The 21324-nt window shown below is 61.1% G+C and carries 21 protein-coding genes and 1 tRNA gene; 13 read left to right on the top strand and 9 right to left on the bottom strand.

All coding sequences use genetic code 11. The annotated features are described in order from the left end of the window. The first annotated feature begins 189 nt into the window (after nucleotides 1-189). Nucleotides 190-855 carry a 7-cyano-7-deazaguanine synthase QueC gene (gene queC, locus ACJO2E_RS05820; protein WP_406962720.1) on the top strand — a complete coding sequence of 222 codons (666 nt, stop codon included), beginning with the start codon at nucleotides 190-192 and terminating at the stop codon, nucleotides 853-855. Next, nucleotides 855-1532: a 7-carboxy-7-deazaguanine synthase gene (queE, locus tag ACJO2E_RS05825; RefSeq protein WP_406962722.1), complete on the top strand. Its 678-nt coding sequence runs from the start codon at nucleotides 855-857 to the stop codon at nucleotides 1530-1532. The genes queC and queE overlap by 1 nt, the downstream gene beginning before the upstream one ends. A 28-nt stretch (nucleotides 1533-1560) precedes the next feature. Here queE and ACJO2E_RS05830 read toward each other — a convergent pair whose 3' ends face one another. Continuing rightward, a complete protein-coding gene (locus tag ACJO2E_RS05830) occupies nucleotides 1561-3294 on the bottom strand; it encodes an ExeM/NucH family extracellular endonuclease (RefSeq protein WP_406962724.1) in 1734 nt (577 codons plus the stop codon). A 67-nt stretch (nucleotides 3295-3361) separates the two neighbouring features. Further along, on the bottom strand, nucleotides 3362-4273 hold the full coding sequence (locus ACJO2E_RS05835) for a WYL domain-containing protein (protein WP_406962726.1): 912 nt from the start codon (nucleotides 4271-4273) through the stop codon (nucleotides 3362-3364). Between the two features lie 310 nt (nucleotides 4274-4583). On the opposite strand from ACJO2E_RS05835, the gene ACJO2E_RS05840 reads away from it, so the two are divergent. The 6 genes from ACJO2E_RS05840 (at nucleotide 4584) to ACJO2E_RS05865 (ending at nucleotide 10811) form a co-directional block, all read left to right on the top strand. Then, nucleotides 4584-5861, top strand: coding sequence for an MFS transporter (locus ACJO2E_RS05840; protein ID WP_406962728.1), 1278 nt, complete (start codon nucleotides 4584-4586; stop codon nucleotides 5859-5861). Nucleotides 5862-5976: 115 nt separating this feature from the next. Then, complete coding sequence (locus ACJO2E_RS05845) at nucleotides 5977-6405, top strand: MarR family transcriptional regulator (protein ID WP_406962808.1); 429 nt, start codon at nucleotides 5977-5979, stop codon at nucleotides 6403-6405. A 261-nt stretch (nucleotides 6406-6666) separates the two neighbouring features. Continuing rightward, nucleotides 6667-7236 (top strand): TMEM165/GDT1 family protein, encoded by a 570-nt coding sequence (locus ACJO2E_RS05850; protein WP_406962730.1) that lies wholly within the window; start codon nucleotides 6667-6669, stop codon nucleotides 7234-7236. 109 nt (nucleotides 7237-7345) lie between these two features. Beyond that, on the top strand, nucleotides 7346-8470 hold the full coding sequence (locus ACJO2E_RS05855; RefSeq protein WP_406962732.1) for a L,D-transpeptidase family protein: 1125 nt from the start codon (nucleotides 7346-7348) through the stop codon (nucleotides 8468-8470). A gap of 74 nt (nucleotides 8471-8544) precedes the next feature. After that, the gene (locus ACJO2E_RS05860; protein WP_406962734.1) at nucleotides 8545-10002 is read left to right on the top strand and encodes an NfeD family protein; all 1458 of its coding nucleotides are present in this window, start codon (nucleotides 8545-8547) and stop codon (nucleotides 10000-10002) included. Continuing rightward, complete coding sequence (locus ACJO2E_RS05865) at nucleotides 9999-10811, top strand: slipin family protein (RefSeq protein WP_406962736.1); 813 nt, start codon at nucleotides 9999-10001, stop codon at nucleotides 10809-10811. Before ACJO2E_RS05860 ends, ACJO2E_RS05865 begins: the two co-directional genes overlap by 4 nt. A 72-nt stretch (nucleotides 10812-10883) precedes the next feature. Here ACJO2E_RS05865 and ACJO2E_RS05870 read toward each other — a convergent pair whose 3' ends face one another. From ACJO2E_RS05870 to ACJO2E_RS05880, 3 genes are all read right to left on the bottom strand, one after another. Further along, a complete protein-coding gene (locus ACJO2E_RS05870) occupies nucleotides 10884-11165 on the bottom strand; it encodes an Lpp/OprI family alanine-zipper lipoprotein (RefSeq protein ID WP_328185395.1) in 282 nt (93 codons plus the stop codon). 224 nt (nucleotides 11166-11389) lie between these two features. Beyond that, nucleotides 11390-11836 carry a L,D-transpeptidase family protein gene (locus ACJO2E_RS05875; RefSeq protein WP_406962810.1) on the bottom strand — a complete coding sequence of 149 codons (447 nt, stop codon included), beginning with the start codon at nucleotides 11834-11836 and terminating at the stop codon, nucleotides 11390-11392. Nucleotides 11837-12079: 243 nt separating this feature from the next. After that, nucleotides 12080-13795 (bottom strand): potassium/proton antiporter, encoded by a 1716-nt coding sequence (locus tag ACJO2E_RS05880; RefSeq protein WP_406962738.1) that lies wholly within the window; start codon nucleotides 13793-13795, stop codon nucleotides 12080-12082. A 179-nt stretch (nucleotides 13796-13974) separates the two neighbouring features. Here ACJO2E_RS05880 and ACJO2E_RS05885 point away from each other — a divergent pair. After that, nucleotides 13975-14048: transfer RNA gene (locus tag ACJO2E_RS05885), tRNA-Gly, on the top strand. A 176-nt stretch (nucleotides 14049-14224) separates the two neighbouring features. Here ACJO2E_RS05885 and ACJO2E_RS05890 read toward each other — a convergent pair. The 3 genes from ACJO2E_RS05890 to ACJO2E_RS05900 all read right to left on the bottom strand — a co-directional run bounded on the left by ACJO2E_RS05890 (nucleotide 14225) and on the right by ACJO2E_RS05900 (nucleotide 18115). Continuing rightward, the gene (locus ACJO2E_RS05890; protein ID WP_406962740.1) at nucleotides 14225-15532 is read right to left on the bottom strand and encodes an NAD(P)/FAD-dependent oxidoreductase; all 1308 of its coding nucleotides are present in this window, start codon (nucleotides 15530-15532) and stop codon (nucleotides 14225-14227) included. A 257-nt stretch (nucleotides 15533-15789) separates the two neighbouring features. Further along, on the bottom strand, nucleotides 15790-17466 hold the full coding sequence (gene ilvD / locus ACJO2E_RS05895) for a dihydroxy-acid dehydratase (RefSeq protein WP_406962742.1): 1677 nt from the start codon (nucleotides 17464-17466) through the stop codon (nucleotides 15790-15792). A gap of 37 nt (nucleotides 17467-17503) precedes the next feature. Further along, the gene (locus ACJO2E_RS05900; RefSeq protein WP_406962744.1) at nucleotides 17504-18115 is read right to left on the bottom strand and encodes a TetR/AcrR family transcriptional regulator; all 612 of its coding nucleotides are present in this window, start codon (nucleotides 18113-18115) and stop codon (nucleotides 17504-17506) included. A gap of 107 nt (nucleotides 18116-18222) precedes the next feature. Between ACJO2E_RS05900 and ACJO2E_RS05905 the strand changes: the two genes are divergently transcribed. The 3 genes from ACJO2E_RS05905 to ACJO2E_RS05915 all read left to right on the top strand — a co-directional run bounded on the left by ACJO2E_RS05905 (nucleotide 18223) and on the right by ACJO2E_RS05915 (nucleotide 19948). Beyond that, nucleotides 18223-18777 carry a carboxymuconolactone decarboxylase family protein gene (locus tag ACJO2E_RS05905; protein WP_406962745.1) on the top strand — a complete coding sequence of 185 codons (555 nt, stop codon included), beginning with the start codon at nucleotides 18223-18225 and terminating at the stop codon, nucleotides 18775-18777. A gap of 206 nt (nucleotides 18778-18983) precedes the next feature. Then, complete coding sequence (locus ACJO2E_RS05910; protein WP_406962747.1) at nucleotides 18984-19607, top strand: YbhB/YbcL family Raf kinase inhibitor-like protein; 624 nt, start codon at nucleotides 18984-18986, stop codon at nucleotides 19605-19607. 59 nt (nucleotides 19608-19666) lie between these two features. Next, nucleotides 19667-19948, top strand: coding sequence for a hypothetical protein (locus ACJO2E_RS05915; RefSeq protein WP_406962816.1), 282 nt, complete (start codon nucleotides 19667-19669; stop codon nucleotides 19946-19948). An 80-nt stretch (nucleotides 19949-20028) separates the two neighbouring features. Here the strand turns inward: ACJO2E_RS05915 and ACJO2E_RS05920 are convergent, their stop codons facing one another. Further along, complete coding sequence (locus tag ACJO2E_RS05920) at nucleotides 20029-20298, bottom strand: hypothetical protein (protein WP_406962749.1); 270 nt, start codon at nucleotides 20296-20298, stop codon at nucleotides 20029-20031. 207 nt (nucleotides 20299-20505) lie between these two features. On the opposite strand from ACJO2E_RS05920, the gene ACJO2E_RS05925 reads away from it, so the two are divergent. After that, on the top strand, nucleotides 20506-21258 hold the full coding sequence (locus ACJO2E_RS05925) for a YiiX/YebB-like N1pC/P60 family cysteine hydrolase (protein WP_406962751.1): 753 nt from the start codon (nucleotides 20506-20508) through the stop codon (nucleotides 21256-21258). Nucleotides 21259-21324 lie beyond the last annotated feature (66 nt).

Below are 21324 nucleotides of genomic sequence, written 5' to 3' on the forward strand. Positions count from 1 at the left end.
CGTCCATGTGTCTTGACGCGAACCCATACTGTCGGGTGGCTGTTACAATAGAAAGTCGATCATACCCCGGCGCAGGATTTCCGACAGTCCGGTACTTCCGAGGGGTACGTTCGAGGGATGCGCTGATGCTGGCCCAATACCGGGTAACCAAACAGTGCACTATTGTCCATTTTGCAAGCGGGAGGGCAGGTGTCGAAAACCGTTGTCGTGATCTACTCAGGGGGGATGGACTCATTCACCCTGCTCCACCGGGCCTTGGCGGAAGGGCACCGGGTGCACGCGCTGTCGTTTGACTATGGCCAGCGCCATGTCCGCGAACTGGAGGCGGCCTCCGCCGTCTGCGGCGACCTGGGCCTGCCCCACAAGGTGCTGGATATCCGGTCCCTGCAGGCGGTGATGGCGGGCTCTGCCCTGACCGGGGGCAGCGAGGTGCCAGAGGGGCACTACGAGGAAGAGAGCATGAAATCCACCGTGGTGCCCAACCGCAACATGATCCTGCTGTCCCTGGCCACCGGCTATGCAGTGACCGTGGCGGCGGATGCGGTCTGGTTCGGTGCCCATGGTGGCGATCACGCCATCTACCCCGACTGTCGACCGGAATTCGTCGAGAAGATGGATGCGGTGTGCCGGGTGGCTAACTACGAGCCGGTGGCCGTCGAAGCCCCCTACATACGCGCCGACAAGGCGGAGATACTCGCCGAAGGCCTGGCCATGGGCCTCGACTATGGCCAGACCTGGACCTGCTACAACGGGCGGCACAGGGCCTGTGGTGTCTGCGGCTCCTGCGTCGAGCGGCTGGAAGCCTTTGCCTCCCACGGCGTTACCGACCCCCTGCCCTATGAGGTCCGCAACTGATGTACCGGGTGAAGGAAGCCTTCTACACCCTCCAGGGGGAAGGCGCCCAGGCCGGGCGTGCCGCCGTGTTCTGCCGGTTCAGCAAGTGCAACCTGTGGAATGGCCGGGAGTCCGGCCGGGCCACGGCGGTGTGTGATTTCTGCGATACGGACTTTGTCGGTACCGATGGCCAGAATGGAGGCCGTTTTGACACCGCCGACGCCCTGGCGGCCCACGTGGCGTCGCTGTGGCCCTCGGACACCCGGTCGGTCCGCGAGTCCGGGCTTCGACCCTACGTGGTGTGCACCGGTGGTGAGCCCCTGCTACAGCTTGATGAGCCCCTGATCGCCGCCTTCCACGAACAGGGGTTCGAGGTGGGGGTGGAAACCAACGGCACTCTGCCGGCACCGTCGGGTATTGACTGGCTCTGCGTCAGCCCCAAGGCCGATGCCACCGTGGTGATCCGCGAGTGTGATGAACTTAAGGTGGTCTATCCGCAGCCCCTGGCCATGCCGGAGCGCTTCCGGTCGATCCGGGCCCATCATTACTTCCTCTCCCCCATGGCGTCGCCGATCACCCCGGACGATGGCCGGGATCCGGTCAAGGCCAGCAATACCCGCAAGGCGGTGGACTACTGCCTGCAGCACCCCCAGTGGCGGCTGACCATCCAGATGCACAAGATTGTCGGTATTGACTGACCCGACCGGATGCCGGCATCAAGGCGGGCTATAGCCTCAGGTCGGTCATCACCGGGTTGTGGTCCGAGGCCCGCCATGGCGAGTCCTCCGGTACATCGGTGTCCGTGGTGGCATTGTAGGCCCTTAGCCGGGGCTCCTCGGCGTTGACCGACCAGATGTGACTGGCCTTTACCCGCTTCATCAGCGCGTCGTTCGCCAGGTGATAGTCCAGGGTACCCAGGCGTCCGTGGTAGCGGAATGTTCCCTGCTCGAGACCGTGGAAGTGGGCAATGAGGTCGGTATAGCCGGTATCGCCCAGGACCTGCAGCGGGGCTTCCCGGGCGTAGGCGTTGAAGTCTCCGGCCAGCAGTATCAGGTGATCCTTCCCGTTGCCATCCGGACGCCAGCGTCCCAGTGCCCTGGCAGCGGACTCCCGCGCCTCCGCAAAGCAGGCTTGGCCATCCCGGCGGTCCTGTTGTGCCGCCGGGGCATTGTGGCAACCCTTGGATTTCAGGTGTACGGCGATCACCGTCAGTGCCGCTCCACCGTCGATACGCCGGAACGCCTGGGCCAGCGCCGGGCGGTGCCACTGCCGGAAGGCGCCGTCGTTGATCAGGGTGGCCGGTCCTGTTGGTTGTACCCTGTCTGAGCGGTACAGCAGAGCATTGCGGATGACATCGTCGTCCTGGTCGGTGCCCCCTTCTATAAACCGCCAGTGGTCGCCGATGGTCCGGGCCAGTTCCGCCAGTGCGCTGTTGTCGCCGTACCCGTCATTCTCCAGTTCCGAAACCGCGAGGATGTCCGGGTCAGTGGCCTGTATCTGGCGGGATAATCTTGCCAACTGTTGCTGATAGGATGCGTGGTCACGGGCACCGCGGGCTGTGGGAAATCCCTGGCCCTGGCCGTCGCCGTTGAACAGGTTGCCCAGGTTCAGAGAGACGACCCGCAGGTTGGCCTCCCGGTGTCGTGTTGGTGGCATTTGCCGGGGGGTGGCGTGGTAGATATCGGGTTGCGTCAGGGGCTGCAGGCGCCAATTCCCGAAACGGTAGTCCATGACCCCCGCGACAGGGGCGATCCTGTCGCCGACCCGCAGGGGATTGCCTGGTGACGTTCCGTCGGGCAGGTAGGGGATGGGGCGGGGGTATTTCCTGCGGAGACCATCATCCAGTATCAGGCGCTGCTGTTCCTGTTGTGCCAGCAAGGCGTGTGTCTCGGGCCCCGGTTCCAGGCGTTGGGTCGGCGTCCACTGCAGGGAGGGTGCAAGCACCAGTTCACCAAAGCGGGCAAGGTTCCAGGTGTCGGTGATGACCAGGGGTTCGGTGGTTTGTACCAGCATGCCCTCGAGGGCCTCATGACCACCCTCGGGTAACTGGCCGGGCTGGAGGGCGGTCGGGGCGGGCAAACCCGGACTGGCGCAGGTTGCCACCTGCCGGACGTTGGTGAGTGAGGTCAGGCCGTAATACTCCCGGACCTCACCACGAACCCGCACACGGTCCCCCGGCTTGCCCTCCCGGGCCCGGGTATGGACAAACAGCCCCTCCGAGGTGGCCGGGTCCTCGTCCTGCTCCGCCAGCGCCTGCTGGAGGTAGAAGCCCTGGAAGCCACCCGGTTGACGCACGTCCACGGTCAGGATGCCTTCCACCGTGACCTGCCTGCCAGCCATGGGGGATTTTCCGCCCCGGCCCTGGATATCGGAGACCGGGTTGTGGGCGTCGCCACAGGAGGCTGCCCACAGCGGACCCATGGTTGTGTACAGCAACAGTGCAACAACCGTTCGAAGCACGAGACCGTTTCCGGGAAGGTTCCGGCAGCGGGCAACAGCAGGTGTCACTGACCGGGTCTTCTTCCGGTCAGACAGCGTCGGCCTGCGTCGCCCTGGCGGGTTGCTGGGTGTCTGTCTTCAGCCAGGCCGGCAGGGCGTCGCCATTGGTCAGTTCCAGGGGGGTGGCGGCAATGTCGTCCTCGCGACCACCGGCAGACAGTCCCAGCATGGGCATCAGCCAGGGAGCCATGGCTTCACGACAGCGGATTTCCATGGGGCCGTCCTCCAGGCCATAGTCGGCACAGACCAGTCGGCGACGGGCTGTATCGAGACCGGCGGCGGGCTGGACCCGGAGGCTGATCATGCGGTTCCAGCGCTCGTCGTGTTCTTCCCGGTGGCGGGACTTGTCCCGGGATACCTGGAGCTTGCCGGTCAGGCGGCTGAGGCGGAAATCGCCGAAGCCTTCCTTGCGGTCACTCCAGGCACGCACATGCCAGCCCTGGCCGGTCATGACGAGGGTGTGGGGTTCCAGGACCACCGGCTCACCATCGGGGTGGTCAAGGGTGAGGTAGCGCGCTTCCAGCTTGCGCTTCTGGCGACAGGCGGTAATGACGGCGCGGGTGACTTCGGGGCTGGCTTGACGGCAGGGGGCCCGCACCACACAGCTGTCCGGCAGTCCGATGTCGAGATTCTCAAAGCAGTCACTCAGTGATTGGTGCCGGCAGGCCAGTTCCAGATACTCTTCCGGCTGTCCCCGCGTAACCACGGGCTGGAAATCCGTGGCGGGGATGTAGCCTTTCAAGTGCCTGTCGTACACCAGGTTGCCGGGTGCCAGTTCTCTCAGATAGGTATTGATGTCCTTTGACGCCTGCTGACGGCCAATGCCAAAACCGTGGCAGATGTGATTGGTAGTAAGACGACCTTCCCAGAGGGCAACAATTTCTATCAGACGATAACGCAGCAGCAGATCCCAGCGAATGGGCCATTCCGTTTTTTTCATAGTGTCGGGCTCTTGGTGATGGCTAACAGAGGTCGGGTCGACAGCGACCGATCCATGATCACCCGACCGATGTTAGCAGCATTAAGGTACGTCGGTGTGTTACGGGCCCTTAATGTAAAATTTTGTAAAACGCAGGCGCAGAGCGCCTTCCAGAGGTTTTTGGAAAGCATTCAGAAGAGGGTTTCGGCATCTGCGTAATAGCTGCGAATGCCAATGGATGCTTAAATGAAGGTTGCTGTTGATTCGGCACCTGATTGCCCGTGGAACGCGGGTCCTTGCGAAAAACCGTACCCTTCCCGGAGAGTTACCGATGACCCGAATGGTGGCGTCACTGTCGGCGCTGATCCTGAGCATCCTGCTTCTGGTCAGTGGCAATGCCTTTCTGACAACCCTGCTGGGTATCCGTCTGAGTATTGAAGGTGTGGAGCCGTCGGTGATCGGCTGGGTTCTGGTGTGCTATTCCGTGGGTTTTGTCCTGGGGACCCTCTATGTGCACCGGGTCATCACCCGTGTCGGCCATATCCGTGCCTTTGCCGTGTTTGCAGCGCTGGCAGCGGTCACCGCTCTCATCTACCCCCTGTCGGTCACCATGGTGCTTTGGGCGCTTTTGCGGATTCTTTCGGGTTTCAGCATCGCCGGTGTGCTGGTGGTGATTGAAAGCTGGTTCAGCAGCCGAGCCACCAGCAGTAACCGCGGCGCCCTGTTCGCGGTCTACCAGATCGTGTTTTACATTTCGGCGGCAGGTGGCCAACTGGTGGTCAACCTGGGGGATCCGGCCAACTTCATGCCCTTTACCCTGGCGGCTATCCTGCTGACCCTGGCACTTATTCCGCTCTCCCTCACCCAGATGGACGCGCCGGTGATTGAGTCCGCCGAACGGTTATCCTTCTTTACTCTGGCCAGGGATTCCTTCACCGGTGCGGCGGGGGCGCTGGTGTGCGGGGTGCTGATTGGCTCTTTTTACGCCCTGGGTCCGGTGTACGCCACCATGGCCGGTCTGGATGTGTCAAAGACCTCGGTGTTCATGGCGGTGGCCATCGTCGCCGCCATGCTCCTTGCCTGGCCCCTGGGGCGCATCTGCGACCGCTTCGATCGGCGGCGGGTGATGTTCATGGCCTCCATGATTGCCTCCACGACCGCTGTGGTGGTGGCAACGACCGGTAGCGCGAGCATTCCGGTGTTAATGGTGTTGGTGGGGGTGTTCACCGGGTTTTCCGCCAGTCTCTACCCCATTGCGGTGGCCATCACCAATGACCGGCTGGAGTCGCACCAGATCGTGGCGGCCAGTGCCACGCTGCTTCTGAGTTACGGGATCGGCAGTGTTATCGGTCCCATTGTCATGGCCGAGTTGATGGGGGCCCTCGGACCTTCTGGGCTGTTCTGGGGCAGTGCGGGGTTCCTGGTATTGCTGGCCATCGCCACCAGTTACCGGATCAGCCACACACCGGACGTGCCCGTGGCGGAGCAGGAGCACTTCGTGGCGACCATGCCGGAAGCGTCGTCGGTACTGGCGGAAATCGACCCCCGCAACGAGGATTTCCATCCAGGCCCGGAAGTGGATATGGAGGAGGTCAGGCAGACAGGCTGACGCTATTTGATCTGGCACAAGTATGATCAATGTGTAACTTGTGTTCGTCTCAATGATTAGCTTACTATTGCTGAATCGACAGGCCACAGGACAAAGACACATGGATCAGCAGACTATCCGAGACCAGTTTCCGTTCGCCGTTGCCCGGATAACCCGACGCTGGCGCAAGTTGTTGGATGAGCGCCTCAAGGACCTGGGGGTGACCCAGGCGCGCTGGTCCACCATGGTGTATCTCCAGCGTGGTGGCGAAGGGCTGACACAGCGGGAGCTGGCTCACCTTATGGCCATCGAGAACCCCACCCTGGTGCGTTTGCTCGACAGCCTGGAAGAACAGGGTCTGATCGAACGCCGGCCCTGCAAGCGTGACCGACGTGCCCGTCGGCTGTACCTGACCAGCGCTGGCGAGCGGTTCATGAAGGACCTGAACGAGCGTGGCGATATACTGCGGGATGAACTGCTGACCGGCATCGAGGACAAGGACCTGGAAGTGGCCCTTGGTATCTTCGAACGGGTTATGGAAAACGCCGTCAACCTGAAAAAATAGTCAGGTTGTGCCGGTTGAGATTCTGTCGCCGGCCCGCTATGCTCTTGATCTCCTTCGGGGGAGTAGTCTCCGCAGCAGTGACATGCTGCGGGTGATGGTCAACATACTTGGGGCACATCCCCATGGCCATCACGTTCCCGGGCATTGCTGAAAGGCAATGCCAGGCGGAACTGGCAAGACCCGGGGAGCTGTCACTTCCGATAGGCGGAGAGTGATGGCTTCCTGTGTCTCGATGATCCGCCTTGGAGCCCTGTAAACATCATGGATGCCTTTCTCGCTTCTACCCTGTCAGTCGCCATTGCTGAAATTGGCGACAAGACCCAGTTGTTATCGCTTTTCCTGATCAGCCGATTCCACCGCCGTACACCGATTATCATGGGAATCCTGGTGGCTACGCTGGTGAATCACGGGCTTTCCGCGTTGCTGGGTGCCTGGGTGGCGAGCTGGTTACCCCAGGAATGGGTGCCGTGGCTGGTGGCGTTCAGTTTCCTGGCCATCGCCCTGTGGCTGCTGTTCCCGGACCGGGACGACAGCGACGAGTCGACCCTGCTGGGCCTGGGAGCCTTCGCTGCCACCACGGTAATGTTCTTCCTGGCAGAGATCGGTGACAAGACCCAGGTGGCAACGGTGGTACTGGCGGCGCGATACGACGCTACTTTCTGGGTGATCGTGGGCACCACGGTTGGTATGCTGTTGGCAAACATTCCGGTTATTGTGGCCGGAAAATGGCTGATGCAGCGGCTGCCGATGGCGACCGCGAGGATCGGCGCCAGTATTCTGTTTGTCTGCCTGGCTATTATTACGGTTGTGGCAGCCTACAATGGACTATGAGCCGTGTCGGTCGGAACCGGCACCCCGGAACTCCGGTTGTGTCGGGGTGTCATACACAAGAGTTAACGAGCCCCGGCAGCGGGCTTACAGTCATATCGGGAACACCAGAATGGTCAACACCAAAGGTATCGGAATCACGGTTTTCAGCCTGCTGATGTGGATGGGGGCCGCCTCGGCCATGGCCGAGGCGAACACCGATGGCCGGCAGGCCCGGAGTGCATCGTCCGAGGCAAGCCCTGCACAAACCGGGCAAGCCGACGAGTCTGGTGAGCAGACTCGTCCGGAATCCCCGGTCTGGGTGTTGGAAGGCGACCTGGCGGGCAAGCTGCAGACCATGACGACCCGGGAAGAAGATACCTTCGCCGCCATTGGCAGCCAGCGAAGCCTGGGTTACCTGGAGCTGGTCAAGGCCAACCCCGATATTGATCCCTGGCTTCCCGGGGACGGCACCCGTATTACCCTGCCCCGCAAATATGTCCTGCCGGATTCCCGGCGTGAGGGCATTGTGATCAATCTGGCGGAATACCGCCTCTATTATTTCCGCGATGGTGGCGTTCAGGTATTTCCGGTCGGGGTGGGCACTGATGACAACCCATCCCCCATCACCGATGCTGAAGTGACTCTGGGAGTGGCATCCCCCGCCTGGTACCCACCGGCCAGTATCCGGGCCGAGTACGAAGCCAACGGCGAGTACCTGCCGCGCATGATCCCACCCGGGCCGGATAATCCCCTGGGGCCCTATGCCCTGATCCTGAGTGAGGACGGCTACCTGATCCATGGCACCAACAAGGGATTCGGTGTTGGTACCCAGGTCAGCCACGGCTGTTTCCGCATGTACAATGAAGATATCACCGGGTTTGCGCAGCAGGTGGGCAAGGGCACCCCGGTCCAGGTAATACGCCAGCCGGTCAAGGTGGGTATGCAGAATGGGCAACTGTGGCTGGAAGTCCATCGCTCCGATGAGAAGTACACCGAAGCGGAGAAGGAAGAGCTCTGGCAACAGGTTACCGAAAAGCTCGCCAGTGTTACCGAAGAAGTGGACGGACTGGAGGTCCAGCGCCGGGCCGTGGAACTGACGGTTGATAAGGCCGACGGTATTCCCCGTATGATAGGGGAAAGGGTGCCCCGGGTCGCGAGTCGTGATGGCGATGCGGCAGCGGCGGGTGAGCGCCCGGAGCAGGTTTCCACCCGTCCATCCGAAACATCCCCGCCCTCTCCGCAGCGCTGGTTCTGAGTAGCATCCGTCGGAGCAAGTTGACTGGCGTTAAACGGGGTGGTGGTCGATAGTTCCATGCATGGGAGCACGGAATGGATAGACTCAGAACCCCGACAGAACCCTCGCGGTTTCGCATTGGCCTGTGGGCCGGGCTGATGGTGCTGGCCTTCGGGCTGTCTGTTGGCCAGTGGGTGCTGGCGCAATCGTCCTCCAGCCGTTCTGCCGTTGTCCTGTCGGTAGACGGGGCCATCGGGCCGGCCACCATGGACTACGTGGTCCGCGGGATCGAGCAGGCCAGTGAGCAGGACGCCGCCGTGGTTGTCCTGCGGATGGATACCCCCGGTGGCCTGATGAATTCCATGCGTTCCATCATCAAGACCATCCTCGCCTCCGACGTGCCGGTGGTCACCTGGGTCAGCCCGTCCGGCGCCCGGGCGGCCAGTGCCGGTACCTATATCCTTTATGGCAGCCATGTGGCCGCGATGGCACCGGCCACTAACCTGGGCTCGGCAACGCCGGTGCAGATGGGGGGTATGCCCGGCAGCAGCGATCCTCCCGACAATAACGACGATACCCCTTCCAGCAATGGTGAAAACGCCGAGGATGCCAGTGAATCGTCCTCCGATGACAGCACCGCCATGGAGCGCAAGGTCATGGAGGATGCGGTGAGCTACATCCGTGGACTGGCGGACCGCCACGGGCGCAACGCGGACTGGGCCGAACGGGCGGTCCGGGAGGCGGTGAACCTGGGGGCTGAGGACGCCCTGGAGCAGAACGTCATCGATGTGGTGGCCGCCGACCTGAATGACCTGCTGAACCAGATCCATGGCCGCTCTGTGGTCATGGCTACCGGCCAGCAGACCCTGGATACGCAGAACCTCACCATCGTGCGCCAGAAGCCGGACTGGCGCACCCGCCTGCTGTCTGTGATCACCGACCCCAACATCGCCTATTTCCTGATGATTATCGGTTTCTACGGCATCATCTTTGAGCTGGCCAACCCCGGTAGCGTGTATCCAGGCGTGATCGGCGCCATCTGCCTGGTACTGGCCCTGTTCGCCTTCCAGGTGCTGTCGGTGAACTATGCCGGCCTGGCGCTGATCCTGCTGGGGCTGGCATTCATCGTGGGGGAGGCGTTCATGCCCAGCTTTGGCATGCTGGGTATCGGCGGCATCATCGCCTTTGTGCTCGGGTCCGTTATCCTGATGGATGGCAGTCACCAGAACATTTCGCTGCCGGCGATCGGTGGCACGGCGGCGGTGGCGGGCGGCTTTATCCTGTGGACCGTGACCCGGTTCATGGGGCTGCGTCGCAAGGCCCCGGCCGTGGGTATGGAGCACATGAGCGAGGAGCGTTGCCGGGCGCTGGACGATTTCGAGCGTGATGGGGAACACTATCGCGGTCACGTACAACTCGGTGGAGAACGCTGGAAGGCCGTCAGCGATGAACCGGTACCCCGTGGCCAGTGGCTGCGGGTTGACCGGGTTGACGGCCTGACGGTAACAGTGAGCCCCGGAGACGGGCCGCATGACAGTAAGGAGGCATTATGATCGGTGAACTGATTCCCTGGATTGCACCCACGGTGGTGCTACTGATCATCCTGGGCTCGGCCATCCGCATCCTGCCGGAGTACGAGCGGGGTGTGGTGTTCTTCCTGGGGCGTTTCCAGGGTGTGAAGGGGCCTGGGCTGATTATCATCATTCCGGGCATCCAGCAGATGACGCGGGTGGACCTGCGGGTCATTACCCTGGACGTGCCCAGCCAGGATGTGATCTCCAAGGATAACGTGACGGTGCGGGTGAACGCCGTGCTCTACTTCCGGGTGGTGGATCCGGAGAAGGCTATCCTGCGGGTTGAGGATTTCGGGTCCGCCACCAGCCAGCTTTCCCAGACCACGCTTCGTTCGGTGCTGGGCAAGCATGACCTCGACGAGATGCTGTCGGAGCGGGACAAGCTTAATTCGGACATCCAGGAGATTATCGACGCCCAGACCGAGGACTGGGGCATCAAGGTGGCCAATGTGGAAATCAAGCACGTGGACCTGAACGAGTCCATGATCCGCGCCATTGCCCGCCAGGCGGAAGCGGAACGTGAGCGCCGGGCCAAAGTGATCCACGCCGAAGGCGAACTGCAGGCCTCGAAGAAACTGGTGGAGGCAGCGGAAGTCATGTCCACCGACTCAGGTGCCATGCAGTTGCGCTATCTGCAGACGCTGTCCGATATGAGCACCAACAACGCCAATTCTTCGACGATCGTTTTTCCGTTACCCATGGATCTGATGGAAGCTTTCAGGAAGAAGGCGGCGGGTGCCGGGGCGCCCCGCGCGGCACCGGATGATCCGGACAAGGAGGATTCGTAAACCTGACGGGATGGCAGCCATAAAAAAGGCCGGCTAGTGCCGGCCTCCGTCTTTGCAGATGCTATCCAGCCATTACTTCTGGCTGGACTGCTGAAGCATACGACGAGCGCGCTCGTTTGCTTCGTCTGCAGACTTCTGGGCTTCTTTCGCTTCTGCCAGGGCCTGCTCGGCACGACGCAGGGCAGTGTTGGCCTTGCGGTCGGCGTTGTTTGCAGTGCTCAGGGCGTTGCTGGCGGTCTGCTCTGCGGAGTTGGCAGTTGCAGTCGCCTCATCGATAGCAGCCTGATCAGTTGTGGCACAACCGGCAGTCAGTGCGGTGGCCAGTGCAAACCCTGCGATCGTCAACTTACGCATGTCTAGTATCCCCTTGTTGGTCGTTATACTTCCTGTGGTGCAGAAGTTCTGAATGAATAACATCCTGTTATGTCGGTTCCGGTAGATGCCCACCGGATTCATAAACAGTGTAAAACACTCCACACAAAAATGTTAACTCGGGATACGTAAAAATTCTTAGGTAATTACATAAACTTAAGTATAGGTTCAGGAACTTTATGAATCTGCGGCGTTTTTAGGGGGTATTAGGGAAGTATGCGGATCGGTGTTCCCACCTCGACAAGCCGCCAGATTTCGTCCATTGCCTCGTTGGTGACGGCAATACACCCGTCAGTCCAGTCCAGGCCCTGATAGGCAAAGGCCATGTCTCCCACGTCGTTGGGCAGGCCGTGGATCATGATATTGCCACCGGGCTGCAGGCCCCAGGCCTCGGCCAGTTTCCGGTCCTTGTGATTGGGGTAGGAAATGCGGATCGACTTGTAATACTCGCTGTTGGGGTTGCGGAAGTCGATGGTGTAACTGCCTTCCGGCGTGCGGCTATCACCCTCATACAGCTTGTGACCCTCCGGTGTTTTGCCCAGGGAGATGCGATAGCTGCGGATGATCTGATCGTTGGACATCAGATAAAGACGACGCTCGTCCTTGTGCACGACAAGCTGATTGATGTCCGTTGTGGTGCCGGTCTCCGCCATGGCGAGCGTGCGGTTGCCGGCAGCCTGGGCTCCGCTGGCCAGGATAGTGAGGGCCAGGAGCACCGGAACGGCTATATATGTATGTAAGCTAGAAAGTAAAATACGCATGGCTCTATGGATATCGGGTCTGAATTGGTCACGATTCCGCTATCTTATAGCACAAAGCTAAGGTTGCACGCAGGTAACTTTTGTGGGGATATGTCACAAAACCTTGCCAGGGTTGCAGAGTGTTTCCGCCTGGTGTCAGGCGTCCGTCATTTTCAGGCCCACCTTGGTGACCTGGTCGGCGTCTGTCGCCCGTGCCACCAGTATGACCGGCCCGAGGGTGACCTTATCACCCACCACCGGGTGGCCTTTGGTGCGCTTGGCAAAACATTCCGCCAGGGACAGCTCCGGGGGCAGTTCGTCGAACTCGATCCCGTACACCTGCTCCACATCTCCCAGCAGGGCATCCCCGTTCAGTACGAAGTCACCAAAGAAGGCGCGGTCCGCCAGGTGCCGTGGTGGCTGCCTGCCTGACAGTGATTTACCCAGTTCCTTGAGGGCGGACGACACCGCAAACACCGCTACCACATCGCCCTGGGATATCTTCAGGTCCGGTGTCGGCTGCAGGCACTGGCGATCACGGAATACACCGGCAATGGCGGTGTTATCCGGCAACGATAGCTGGCCCAGGGGGCGTGGGTCTTCCCAGCGATCCCCCCTGAGCGGGAACAGCATCAGCTCGTGGTCGCCGGTGGCGGGCACATCCAGTGGCAGGCGGCGATAGGGTTCCCCGGTGGAGGGCACCTCCAGGTTCAGCTTGCGGGCCAGTGGCGCCAGTGAGGTTCCCTGGACGATCAGGGACACCAGCACGATAAAGAACGCAAAGTGGAAAATATCCCGTGCCTCCGGCAGACCGGCCATGATCGGAAACAGCGCCAGCACGATGGGCACCGCCCCCCGCAGTCCTACCCAGCTTATGAAGAACAGCTCACGCAGGTTGAACCCGAACGGCCAGAGTGTGCCAAACACTGCCAGTGGCCGGATCACGAAGATCAGGGTCAGAGCTAGCACCAGGCCGCCACCGGCCAGTGGCAACAGGTCCGACGGATTGACCAGCAACCCGAGCATCAGGAACAGGCAAAGCTGAGCGAGCCAGGCGAGGCCGTCATGAACCTGGAGGATCATGGGCATCATCCGTACCGGGCGATTGCCCACGATGACCCCGGACAGGTAGATGGCGAGAAAGCCGCTGCCGCCGACGATGTTGGTGCCGGCGAAAACGCACAACCCGGCTGCTCCTACCATCAACGGATACAGCGCCGGTGTCAGTCGTACCCGGTTGGCCATTTCCACGATCAGGAAACCACCCAGCACTCCGACAATGGTGCCGATGCCGAACTGCTGTACCAGCATCAGCAGTCCGTCGGCCAGGCTGGAGGCGCCGTTGGCACTGAGCAGGCTGACCAGCATCAGGGTCAGGAAGATGGCCATGGGGTCGTTGGAGCCGGACTCGATCTCCAGGGTGGCACTGACCCGTTCATTGAGGTGCAGGCCGTGGCCCTGCAGGAGAGAGAACACCGCCGCCGCATCGGTGGACGAAATAATGGCGCCGATCAGCAGGGCTACCATCCAGTGCAGGTCGAACACCAGCCAGGCGCACAGACCTGCCAGGGCAGCGGTCACGAACACACCGATGGTAGCCAGTACCAGGGCAGGCTTCAGGCCCACCCGGAAGGTTTCGGCCCGGGTCCGCATGCCGCCGTCCAGCAGGATGACTGCCAGGGCCAGGTTGCCGATGACAAAGGCCAGTTCAAAATCATCGAAACGGATGCCCCCGGCCCCGTCTTCCCCCATCATCATGCCCACCACCAGGAAAATCAGCAGTACCGGCATGCCCACCCGGCTTGACAGCGGGCTGAGCAGGATGCTCATCACAAGCATGGCGGCGCCGATAAGGATCAGATGGGGGTCCATTAACTCTCCAAGCGGGGTGACTTCCAACCAGTCTCCAATACGCCCGGACCACCGTGGAGGCATGTGATCCTGGAACCGTCGGGAGACTCCCTAAATACTAGCTGACTCTTAGCCCCTGCGAACACGGTATGTTACCGGGTATTGCCTGTCTTGGCGGGCGGGCTTATATTGAGGCCAGCGCGGGTGTAGCTCAATGGTAGAGCAGAAGCTTCCCAAGCTTAAGACGAGGGTTCGATTCCCTTCACCCGCTCCAGCCTTCCCATTTGCTTGGCGTAGAGTGTGTCGCAGTGGTATCACTGATACCGCCGAGGTGTTTACCGGCGCCTGCGACGCATCAGGCTGGACCGTCGAGCGCAAGAAATTCTGATACATCCTGCCGGGCCGGATGAGTTGGTCCGGCCCTTTCTTTCCTTGGGTTAAGCTCCGGTGTCAGTGCAGTTTCAGTCGGGGCTGCATCGCCCGGCTGACCCGGTCCATGGCCCAGATAATGGCAGTTCGCAGCGGCCCGTGCAGGGCGTTCTGGTGCATGCGGTACAGCGATGCATAGAACAGCCGGGCCACCTTGCCTTCCACGTACATGGAACGGCCGGACAGGTTGCCCATCAGGTTGCCCACGGTGGTGTAGCGGCTGAAATTGATCAACGAGCCATGGTCGTGATAGACGAAAGGTACCGGTTCGCCGCCCTCGATACGGTGTTGCAGGGTCTTGAACAGGGTATCCGCCTGCTGGTGGGCGGCCTGGGCCCGGGGTGGTACCGGGCGGTCGGAATCCGGTTGCGGGCAGGCGGCGCAGTCACCCAGGGCGAACACGTCCGGGTCGGTGACCGACTGCAGGGTCTGTTTCACCACCAGCTGGTTGCCCCGGTTGGTTTCCAGGTCCAGTTGGCCGAGCCACTCCGGGGCCTTGATGCCGGCGGCCCAGATGGTCATCTGGGAAGGGATCTCGGTGCCATCCTTCATCACGATGGCGTTCTCGCGTACCTCGGACACCGGCTGGCCGGTCAGCACCCGCACATCCTGGCGCTCCAGCTCCCGGGTGGCGGCCAGGGACAGGCGACCGGGCAGTGCCGGCAGGATACGGTCCGCCGCCTCGATCACCGAGATGCGGATATCCTCCGGGGCAAGATGGTTCATGCCATAGACCGGCAGCTCGCGGGATGCCAGCCGCAGTTCTGCCGCCAGTTCCACGCCGGTGGCGCCGGCACCGATGATGGTGATGGGAAGCTGGTGGTCCTGGCCTTCCTTGGCATCGTGGTTGGTGCGCAGGAAGGCATTGAGTAGCAGGTTATGGAAGCGCCGGGCCTGGGGCAGGCTGTCCAGGAACAGGCAGTGATCCTTTGCGCCGGGGGTGCCGAAGTCATTGGCGGTGCTGCCCACCGAGATCACCAGGGTGTCGTAGTGGATATGCCGCTCCGGTACGACTTCGTCGCCGTCCTCGTCCAGGAAGGGGGCGATGACAATACGGTGGTTCTGGCGGTCGATCCCGGACATGCGACCAAGCTGGAATTCGTAGTGGTGCTTGCGGGCGTGGGCCCGGTAGTTGATCTCGTTGGCGCTGGCGTCCAGGGAGCCGGAGGCCACTTCATGGAGCAGGGGTTTCCAGACATGGGTCAGGCCGGCGTCCACCAGGGTGATACGGGCCTTGCCCTTGCGGCCGAGCTTGTTGCCCAGGCGCGTGACCAGTTCCAGGCCGCCGGCGCCGCCGCCGACCACGACAATATGATGGGTATGTTCCATAGACAGCTTTCCTGTAAGTGAGGACAGGCAGACGCCCTCAATGACAGGACGGCTGGCTCTCATCACTCTTGGTCGACAGGGGGACTATCGGGGGAGCGTTGATGGTTCTGGCCCGGTCCATAGGGCCTTCGACCTGTGCGCTCGCGTGCCAGTTTACGATATCCCATTAGCACACTACATATCTATCGGGTACGTAGTTGCACAGAGCTATCGCAAACTGGCGAGCGAGCGTGACAGGGTCGTGCACTCTCTGGTTGTTATGGCAAGTCGGTCACCGCACCGACGGACGCGGAACTGACTGTGCGGGCATATTTGGCCAGCACGCCCCGGGTCTTCCTGGGGGCGGGTGCCTGCCAGGCCTGACGCCGCCGCTGCATCTCGTCATCGGAGATGTCCAGTTCGATGGTGTTGTTGACCGCATCGATGGTGATTGTATCACCGTTCTCCACCAACGCGATGGGGCCACCCTCGGCGGCTTCCGGGGTGATATGGCCCACCACGAAGCCATGACTGCCGCCGGAGAAGCGGCCGTCGGTGATCAGGGCCACATCGCTACCCAGGCCCTTGCCCATGATGGCGGAGGTGGGGGTGAGCATCTCCCGCATGCCGGGGCCGCCCTTGGGGCCTTCATAGCGGATCACCAGCACATCGCCGGCCACCACGGTGCCGTCCATGATGCGCTCCTGGGCTTCCTCCTCGGAATGGAACACCCGGGCCTTGCCGGTAAAGTGTGTGCCTTCCTTGCCGGTGATCTTGGCCACGGCCCCGGTAGGCGACAGATTGCCGTAGAGGATGCGCAGGTGGCTGTCTTCCTTGATGGGATTGTCGAAGGCGTGAATGATGTCCTGGCTGTCCGGGTAGGGCTCGACGTCCGCCAGGTTCTCCGCCAGGGTCTTGCCGGTGACGGTCAGGCAGTCGCCATGGAGCATGCCCCGGTCCAGTAGCATCTTCATCAGCGGCTGGATGCCACCGATGGCCACCAGCTCCGACATCATGTAGTGGCCGGAGGGGCGCAGGTCAGCCAGCACCGGTACCTGCTTGCCGATGCGTTCGAAATCCTCCAGGGAGAGCTCGACACCGATGGTGCTGGCCATGGCCAGCAGATGCAGCACGGCGTTGGTGGAGCCGCCCAGGGCGATGACCACAGTGATGGCGTTCTCGAAGGCCTCCCGGGTCATGATGTCCGAGGGTTTGATGTCCTTATCCAGCAACTCCAGTACCGCCGCCCCGGCTGCCTCGCAGTCGGCCAGCTTGGTGTCGGAGACGGCATTCTGGGCGGAGCTGCCGGGCAGGCTCATGCCCATGGCCTCGATGGCGGATGCCATGGTGTTGGCGGTGTACATGCCGCCGCAGGAGCCGGGGCCGGGAATGGCGGTTTCCTCGATCTGCTTCACCTCGATCAGGTCCATATTGCCCTGGGCGTGGGCACCCACCGCCTCGAATACCGAGATGATATCGGTGTGGTTCTCACCGGGCTGGATGGTGCCGCCATAGACAAACACCGAGGGCCGGTCCAGGCGCGCCAGGCCCATGACGCAGCCGGGCATGTTCTTGTCGCAGCCCCCGATGGCCACCAGGCCATCGAAGCCCTCGCAGCCGGCTGTGGTCTCGATGGAATCGGCAATGACCTCCCGGGACACCAGCGAATACTTCATGCCCTCGGTGCCGTTGGCGATACCGTCGGACACGGTAATGGTGTTGAAGATCAGGCTCTTGCCCCCGGCCCCGTCGGCGCCTTTGGCGGCCTCCCGGGCCAGACCGTCGATATGCATGTTGCAGGGGGTGAGGTTGCTCCAGGTGGAGGCAATGCCCACCTGCGGCTTGCGGAAGTCCTCATCGGTGAAGCCCACCGCCCGCAGCATGGCGCGGCTGGCGGACTTGCCCAGGCCGTCAACCACCGGGGCGGAATGACGGCGTCGCTTGTCGTCGGTCATGATGTGTCTCTCTCGTGGATCGTGTAATTCCAAGAGACTAGTGCGTGGCAGGGTCCCGCGTAAAGGCGCCCAGGGCAATGATGATGTCTTCGGTGAGGATTTTGACACTGTCGGCATCAATATCCCGCTGGGCCAGCGACCTCAGACCCATGATCTGGGCCTGGACCAGCCGGGCCAGGCGTCGGCTGTCGACCCCTGGTTTCAGTTCACCCTGGTCACGGGCCTGTTCCAGCAGCCCCGTGAGGTGATCCTCGACGGCCCGGAGGCGCCGGTTGACCAGCCCGCGGAGTTCCTCCTGCTCATGGGTGACTTCCAGCAGGGTTTTCACCACCAGACAGGCCCGGGCGGGGGAATCGGGCGCGGTGATCTCTTCCGACAGGGCGCGCAGGTAACCAAAGAGACCATCCATGACGGTCGGAGCCGCCTCCAGGGCCTCCGTCATGGACTGGGACATGCGACCGGTATAGATATCCAGGGCCTCCCGGAACAGGCCATCCTTGTTGCCGAAGGTGGCATAGAGGCTACCCGGGCGCATGTCCAGGGCCTTTTCAATGTGCTTCATGGAGGTGCCGCTGTAACCCCGCTCCCAGAACAGCCGCACCGCATCTTCCAGGGCCTTGTCCCGGTCAAACTTCGCGATTCTTGGCATGAAAAACAGCACCGTTCAGACTTTGTACAGATTATAACTTGAATGATTGCTCAAATACAGATAGTCTGAGCTTGAAATTGAGTGATCACTCAAAAACGGAGGTTCCCATGACTGACTTTACGCTGCACGATATCGATTCCGCACCGGCAGATGCCAAGCCATTGTTGGAAGGCTCGAAAAAGAATATGGGGATGATCCCCAGCCTGCACGCCGTCATGGCTGAGGCGCCGGGTCTGCTGGAGGGTTACCAGACCCTTCACGGCCTGTTCACCAACACCAGTTTCAACGCCAATGAGCAGACAGTGGTCTGGCAGACCATCAATGTCGAGCACGAGTGCCATTACTGCGTACCGGCCCATACCGGCATTGCCCACATGATGAAGGTACCGGAAGACATTACCGAAGCCCTGCGCAATGAGACCGCTCTGCCCGACGAGAAGCTGGAAGCGTTGCGCACGTTCACCCTGGCGGTTGTTCGCAAACGTGGCAATGTTGGCAAGGAAGATCTCGACGCTTTCTACGGCGCCGGCTATGGCCAGCGGCAGGTACTGGAAGTGGTCCTCGGCGTGGCCCAGAAGACCATGAGCAACTACGTCAATCACATTGCCGAGACCCCGATCGACGAGCCATTCCAGAAATTTGCCTGGAAGAAGCAGGTCTGACACCTCCGGCGGGCAGGCTGAAACGCGTTGCCAATGGTGAATAACCCCTTCAGGGGGCACGACGATCGTTGCGTGCCCCTTTTTTTTGGCCGCTACAGCCCTATTGTGATGGGTATACCCGAACCGTTCCGCCGGGATGATCTGGACAAATCCTCGGCGCAACTGCTAAAACCGGGTCACCGATCGAAAGCCAACAGGAGCAGACCATGAAGGTTCACTTTAATGGCATTACCGAGGGCCAGCCGGTCCCCGAGAAATTCGCGTTTGGCGTATTCAGCGAAGAGGACCATATGAGTTTCGGTCCCAACCGCAACCCCGAAGTCACCTGGGAAGACGCCCCGGAAGGCACCAAGAGCTTTGTGGTGATGATGTTTGATCCCGATGTGCCGAGCATTGCCGATGACGTCAACCAGGAGGGCAAGGTGGTCTCCAACGAGATTCCGCGGGTGGATTTCTTCCACTGGCTGCTGGTGGATATCCCCGCGTCCGTCAACCGGATTCCGGAAGGGGAGGACAGTGACGGCGTCAGCCCCAAGGGCAAGGAACCCGGCCCCGGCCCCATTGGCATCCGTGGCGTCAACAACTTCACCCAGTTCCTGGCCGGTAACCCGGATATGGCCGGAACCTACGGTGGCTACGACGGCCCCTGCCCCCCCTGGAACGACGAGCTGATCCACCATTATCACTACGAGGTGCACGCCCTGGATGTGGAAACCCTGGGCCTGGACGGCGAGTTTGATGGCGAGGCTGTCAGCAAGGCCATGGAAGGGCATGTGCTGGCCAGCGAGCGGGTGACCGGAACCTACACCCTGAACCCGAATCTTCGCTAGTCGTGTAATATCCGCGCTCTCCCGGTGTCTGTAGTAACGCAGGCTGCGGGAGAGTTGCCATGAATCGCATCCATTGTATCCTTGCCCTTGTCTTGATGCTGCTGGCCCAGTCCACCCTGGCCCAGTCCACCCTGGCCCAGCAGAAGAACGGCTTCGATCTGGGCAATGCCCTGGTCGAGCCTGACACCATACTCCACGGTGGCCCACCCCGGGACGGCATTCCGGCCCTGGACGATCCTGTGTTTGTGGAGCCTTCCGACACGCTGCCCTGGCGAGCCGATGACCTGGTGATGACCCTGGACCTGGATGGGCAGTCCTTTGAGCAATTGCTCAAATTCTAGCACAGCGTGATCATGGTGTCGGAAACGTAACAAGGCCCCATTCGTTGGAATGGGGCCATAAGGGGATCAGACCGTTTCTGTCAGATGATCGGGTTTCCTTCGTCGTCATAGGTATTGGAAACGTCGATGTCCTTCGGAGCTTTCTTTTCCGGGTTTTCAGCGTCGTTTTTATTGTGCCTCTGGTCCGTGTTATCGCTGGCTTTTTCCCCGGCGAGCTGTTGCTCCTGGAACTGACGTTCAAGGACTTCTTCCATCCACTTCTGCTGGGCATGGCCCATGGAAGCCGTTGCGCCCAGTACCAGGCCTGCGGTGATAACGGCAAGCTTCCTGAGTGTGATTGCAGTGTTCATGATGTTTTCTCCTTTCCGACTCTTGGTGAGTTCGGATAATAGACACGCAGCAAGCCCGGGTTGTTACTTTGCCGATGACAAGATAATTTGTTGAAGTTGTTCAGAAAAAAGCGGCATTATCTTGCGTAACGAACGGTCGGGTGGCGTGTCCATGCATAGACGTGCGCCTGGTATTGGCGGTCACCAAAAACAAGAAGAGCCGGAACCATGTTCAACTGGATCTCCCGGGCCCTGGCCCGCTACCTCTCCAAGCCTGTCGCTGACTTTTCCATCAGTACGTCAACCTGGGAGGCACTGCAGGCGACCATCCAGCCCGGCGATGTACTGCTGGTGGAAGGGGACACCCGTGTAAGCGTTGCCATCAAGTACCTAACCCAGTCCACCTGGTCCCATGCCGCACTGTATCTGGGGGAAGCTGCCGGGCTGGGTTACAACGAAAACGGCGAGGCCAATACTATGGTGGAAGCCGATCTGGAGGCGGGCATCCGGGCCATTTCCCTGTCCTTTTACCGTCACCGTCATACCCGAATCTGTCGTCCGGTGGATCTGGGAGGGGAAGCCCTGGAGGCGTTGGCGCTGTATTCCCGTGAGCGCCTTGGCCACCAGTATGATCTCAAGAACATCGTCGACCTGGCTCGCTATCTGTTGCCCACACCGCCGGTACCTGTTCGGTACCGGCGGAGAATGCTGGCACTGGGCAGTGGTGACCCCACCCGGGCGATCTGTTCATCCTTTATCGCGCAGGGGTTTCAGAGTATCCACTACCCCATCCTGCCGGAGGTGATCGCCATGCCTTCTGACGACCCGAAGTGCCGGGAGTGTGAGCGGGAGTTTTACCGGATTCGGCACCACTCCCTTTTCGTACCAAGGGATTTCGATGCCTCGCCCTATTTCGAGATCATAAAACCCACCATTGCACAGGGCTTTGATTACCGGGCACTTGAGTGGTTGAGGTGCTGATGCGGGAATAAGATAGTGGCACCAGAAATCAGGAAATATGAGTGATCTCCTTGATCTCAATTTCTG

Origin of the sequence: Marinobacter shunpengi, from assembly GCF_045449695.1 — a bacterium.
Classification (GTDB): domain Bacteria; phylum Pseudomonadota; class Gammaproteobacteria; order Pseudomonadales; family Oleiphilaceae; genus Marinobacter.

What these genes read in the sequence shown, in the direction of transcription:
- ACJO2E_RS05910 (WP_406962747.1), top strand. Translation starts at nt 18,984, where the DNA reads ATGAAGGTTCACTTTAATGGCATTACCGAGGGCCAGCCGGTCCCCGAG.
- ACJO2E_RS05865 (WP_406962736.1), top strand. Translation starts at nt 9,999, where the DNA reads ATGATCGGTGAACTGATTCCCTGGATTGCACCCACGGTGGTGCTACTG.
- ACJO2E_RS05835 (WP_406962726.1), bottom strand. Translation starts at nt 4,273, where the DNA reads ATGAAAAAAACGGAATGGCCCATTCGCTGGGATCTGCTGCTGCGTTAT.
- ACJO2E_RS05875 (WP_406962810.1), bottom strand. Translation starts at nt 11,836, where the DNA reads ATGGCGGAGACCGGCACCACAACGGACATCAATCAGCTTGTCGTGCAC.
- ACJO2E_RS05890 (WP_406962740.1), bottom strand. Translation starts at nt 15,532, where the DNA reads ATGGAACATACCCATCATATTGTCGTGGTCGGCGGCGGCGCCGGCGGC.
- ACJO2E_RS05870 (WP_328185395.1), bottom strand. Translation starts at nt 11,165, where the DNA reads ATGCGTAAGTTGACGATCGCAGGGTTTGCACTGGCCACCGCACTGACT.
- ACJO2E_RS05855 (WP_406962732.1), top strand. Translation starts at nt 7,346, where the DNA reads ATGGTCAACACCAAAGGTATCGGAATCACGGTTTTCAGCCTGCTGATG.
- queE (WP_406962722.1), top strand. Translation starts at nt 855, where the DNA reads ATGTACCGGGTGAAGGAAGCCTTCTACACCCTCCAGGGGGAAGGCGCC.
- ACJO2E_RS05880 (WP_406962738.1), bottom strand. Translation starts at nt 13,795, where the DNA reads ATGGACCCCCATCTGATCCTTATCGGCGCCGCCATGCTTGTGATGAGC.
- ACJO2E_RS05840 (WP_406962728.1), top strand. Translation starts at nt 4,584, where the DNA reads ATGACCCGAATGGTGGCGTCACTGTCGGCGCTGATCCTGAGCATCCTG.
- ilvD (WP_406962742.1), bottom strand. Translation starts at nt 17,466, where the DNA reads ATGACCGACGACAAGCGACGCCGTCATTCCGCCCCGGTGGTTGACGGC.
- ACJO2E_RS05905 (WP_406962745.1), top strand. Translation starts at nt 18,223, where the DNA reads ATGACTGACTTTACGCTGCACGATATCGATTCCGCACCGGCAGATGCC.
- ACJO2E_RS05900 (WP_406962744.1), bottom strand. Translation starts at nt 18,115, where the DNA reads ATGCCAAGAATCGCGAAGTTTGACCGGGACAAGGCCCTGGAAGATGCG.
- ACJO2E_RS05850 (WP_406962730.1), top strand. Translation starts at nt 6,667, where the DNA reads ATGGATGCCTTTCTCGCTTCTACCCTGTCAGTCGCCATTGCTGAAATT.
- ACJO2E_RS05925 (WP_406962751.1), top strand. Translation starts at nt 20,506, where the DNA reads ATGTTCAACTGGATCTCCCGGGCCCTGGCCCGCTACCTCTCCAAGCCT.
- ACJO2E_RS05860 (WP_406962734.1), top strand. Translation starts at nt 8,545, where the DNA reads ATGGATAGACTCAGAACCCCGACAGAACCCTCGCGGTTTCGCATTGGC.
- ACJO2E_RS05915 (WP_406962816.1), top strand. Translation starts at nt 19,667, where the DNA reads ATGAATCGCATCCATTGTATCCTTGCCCTTGTCTTGATGCTGCTGGCC.
- ACJO2E_RS05920 (WP_406962749.1), bottom strand. Translation starts at nt 20,298, where the DNA reads ATGAACACTGCAATCACACTCAGGAAGCTTGCCGTTATCACCGCAGGC.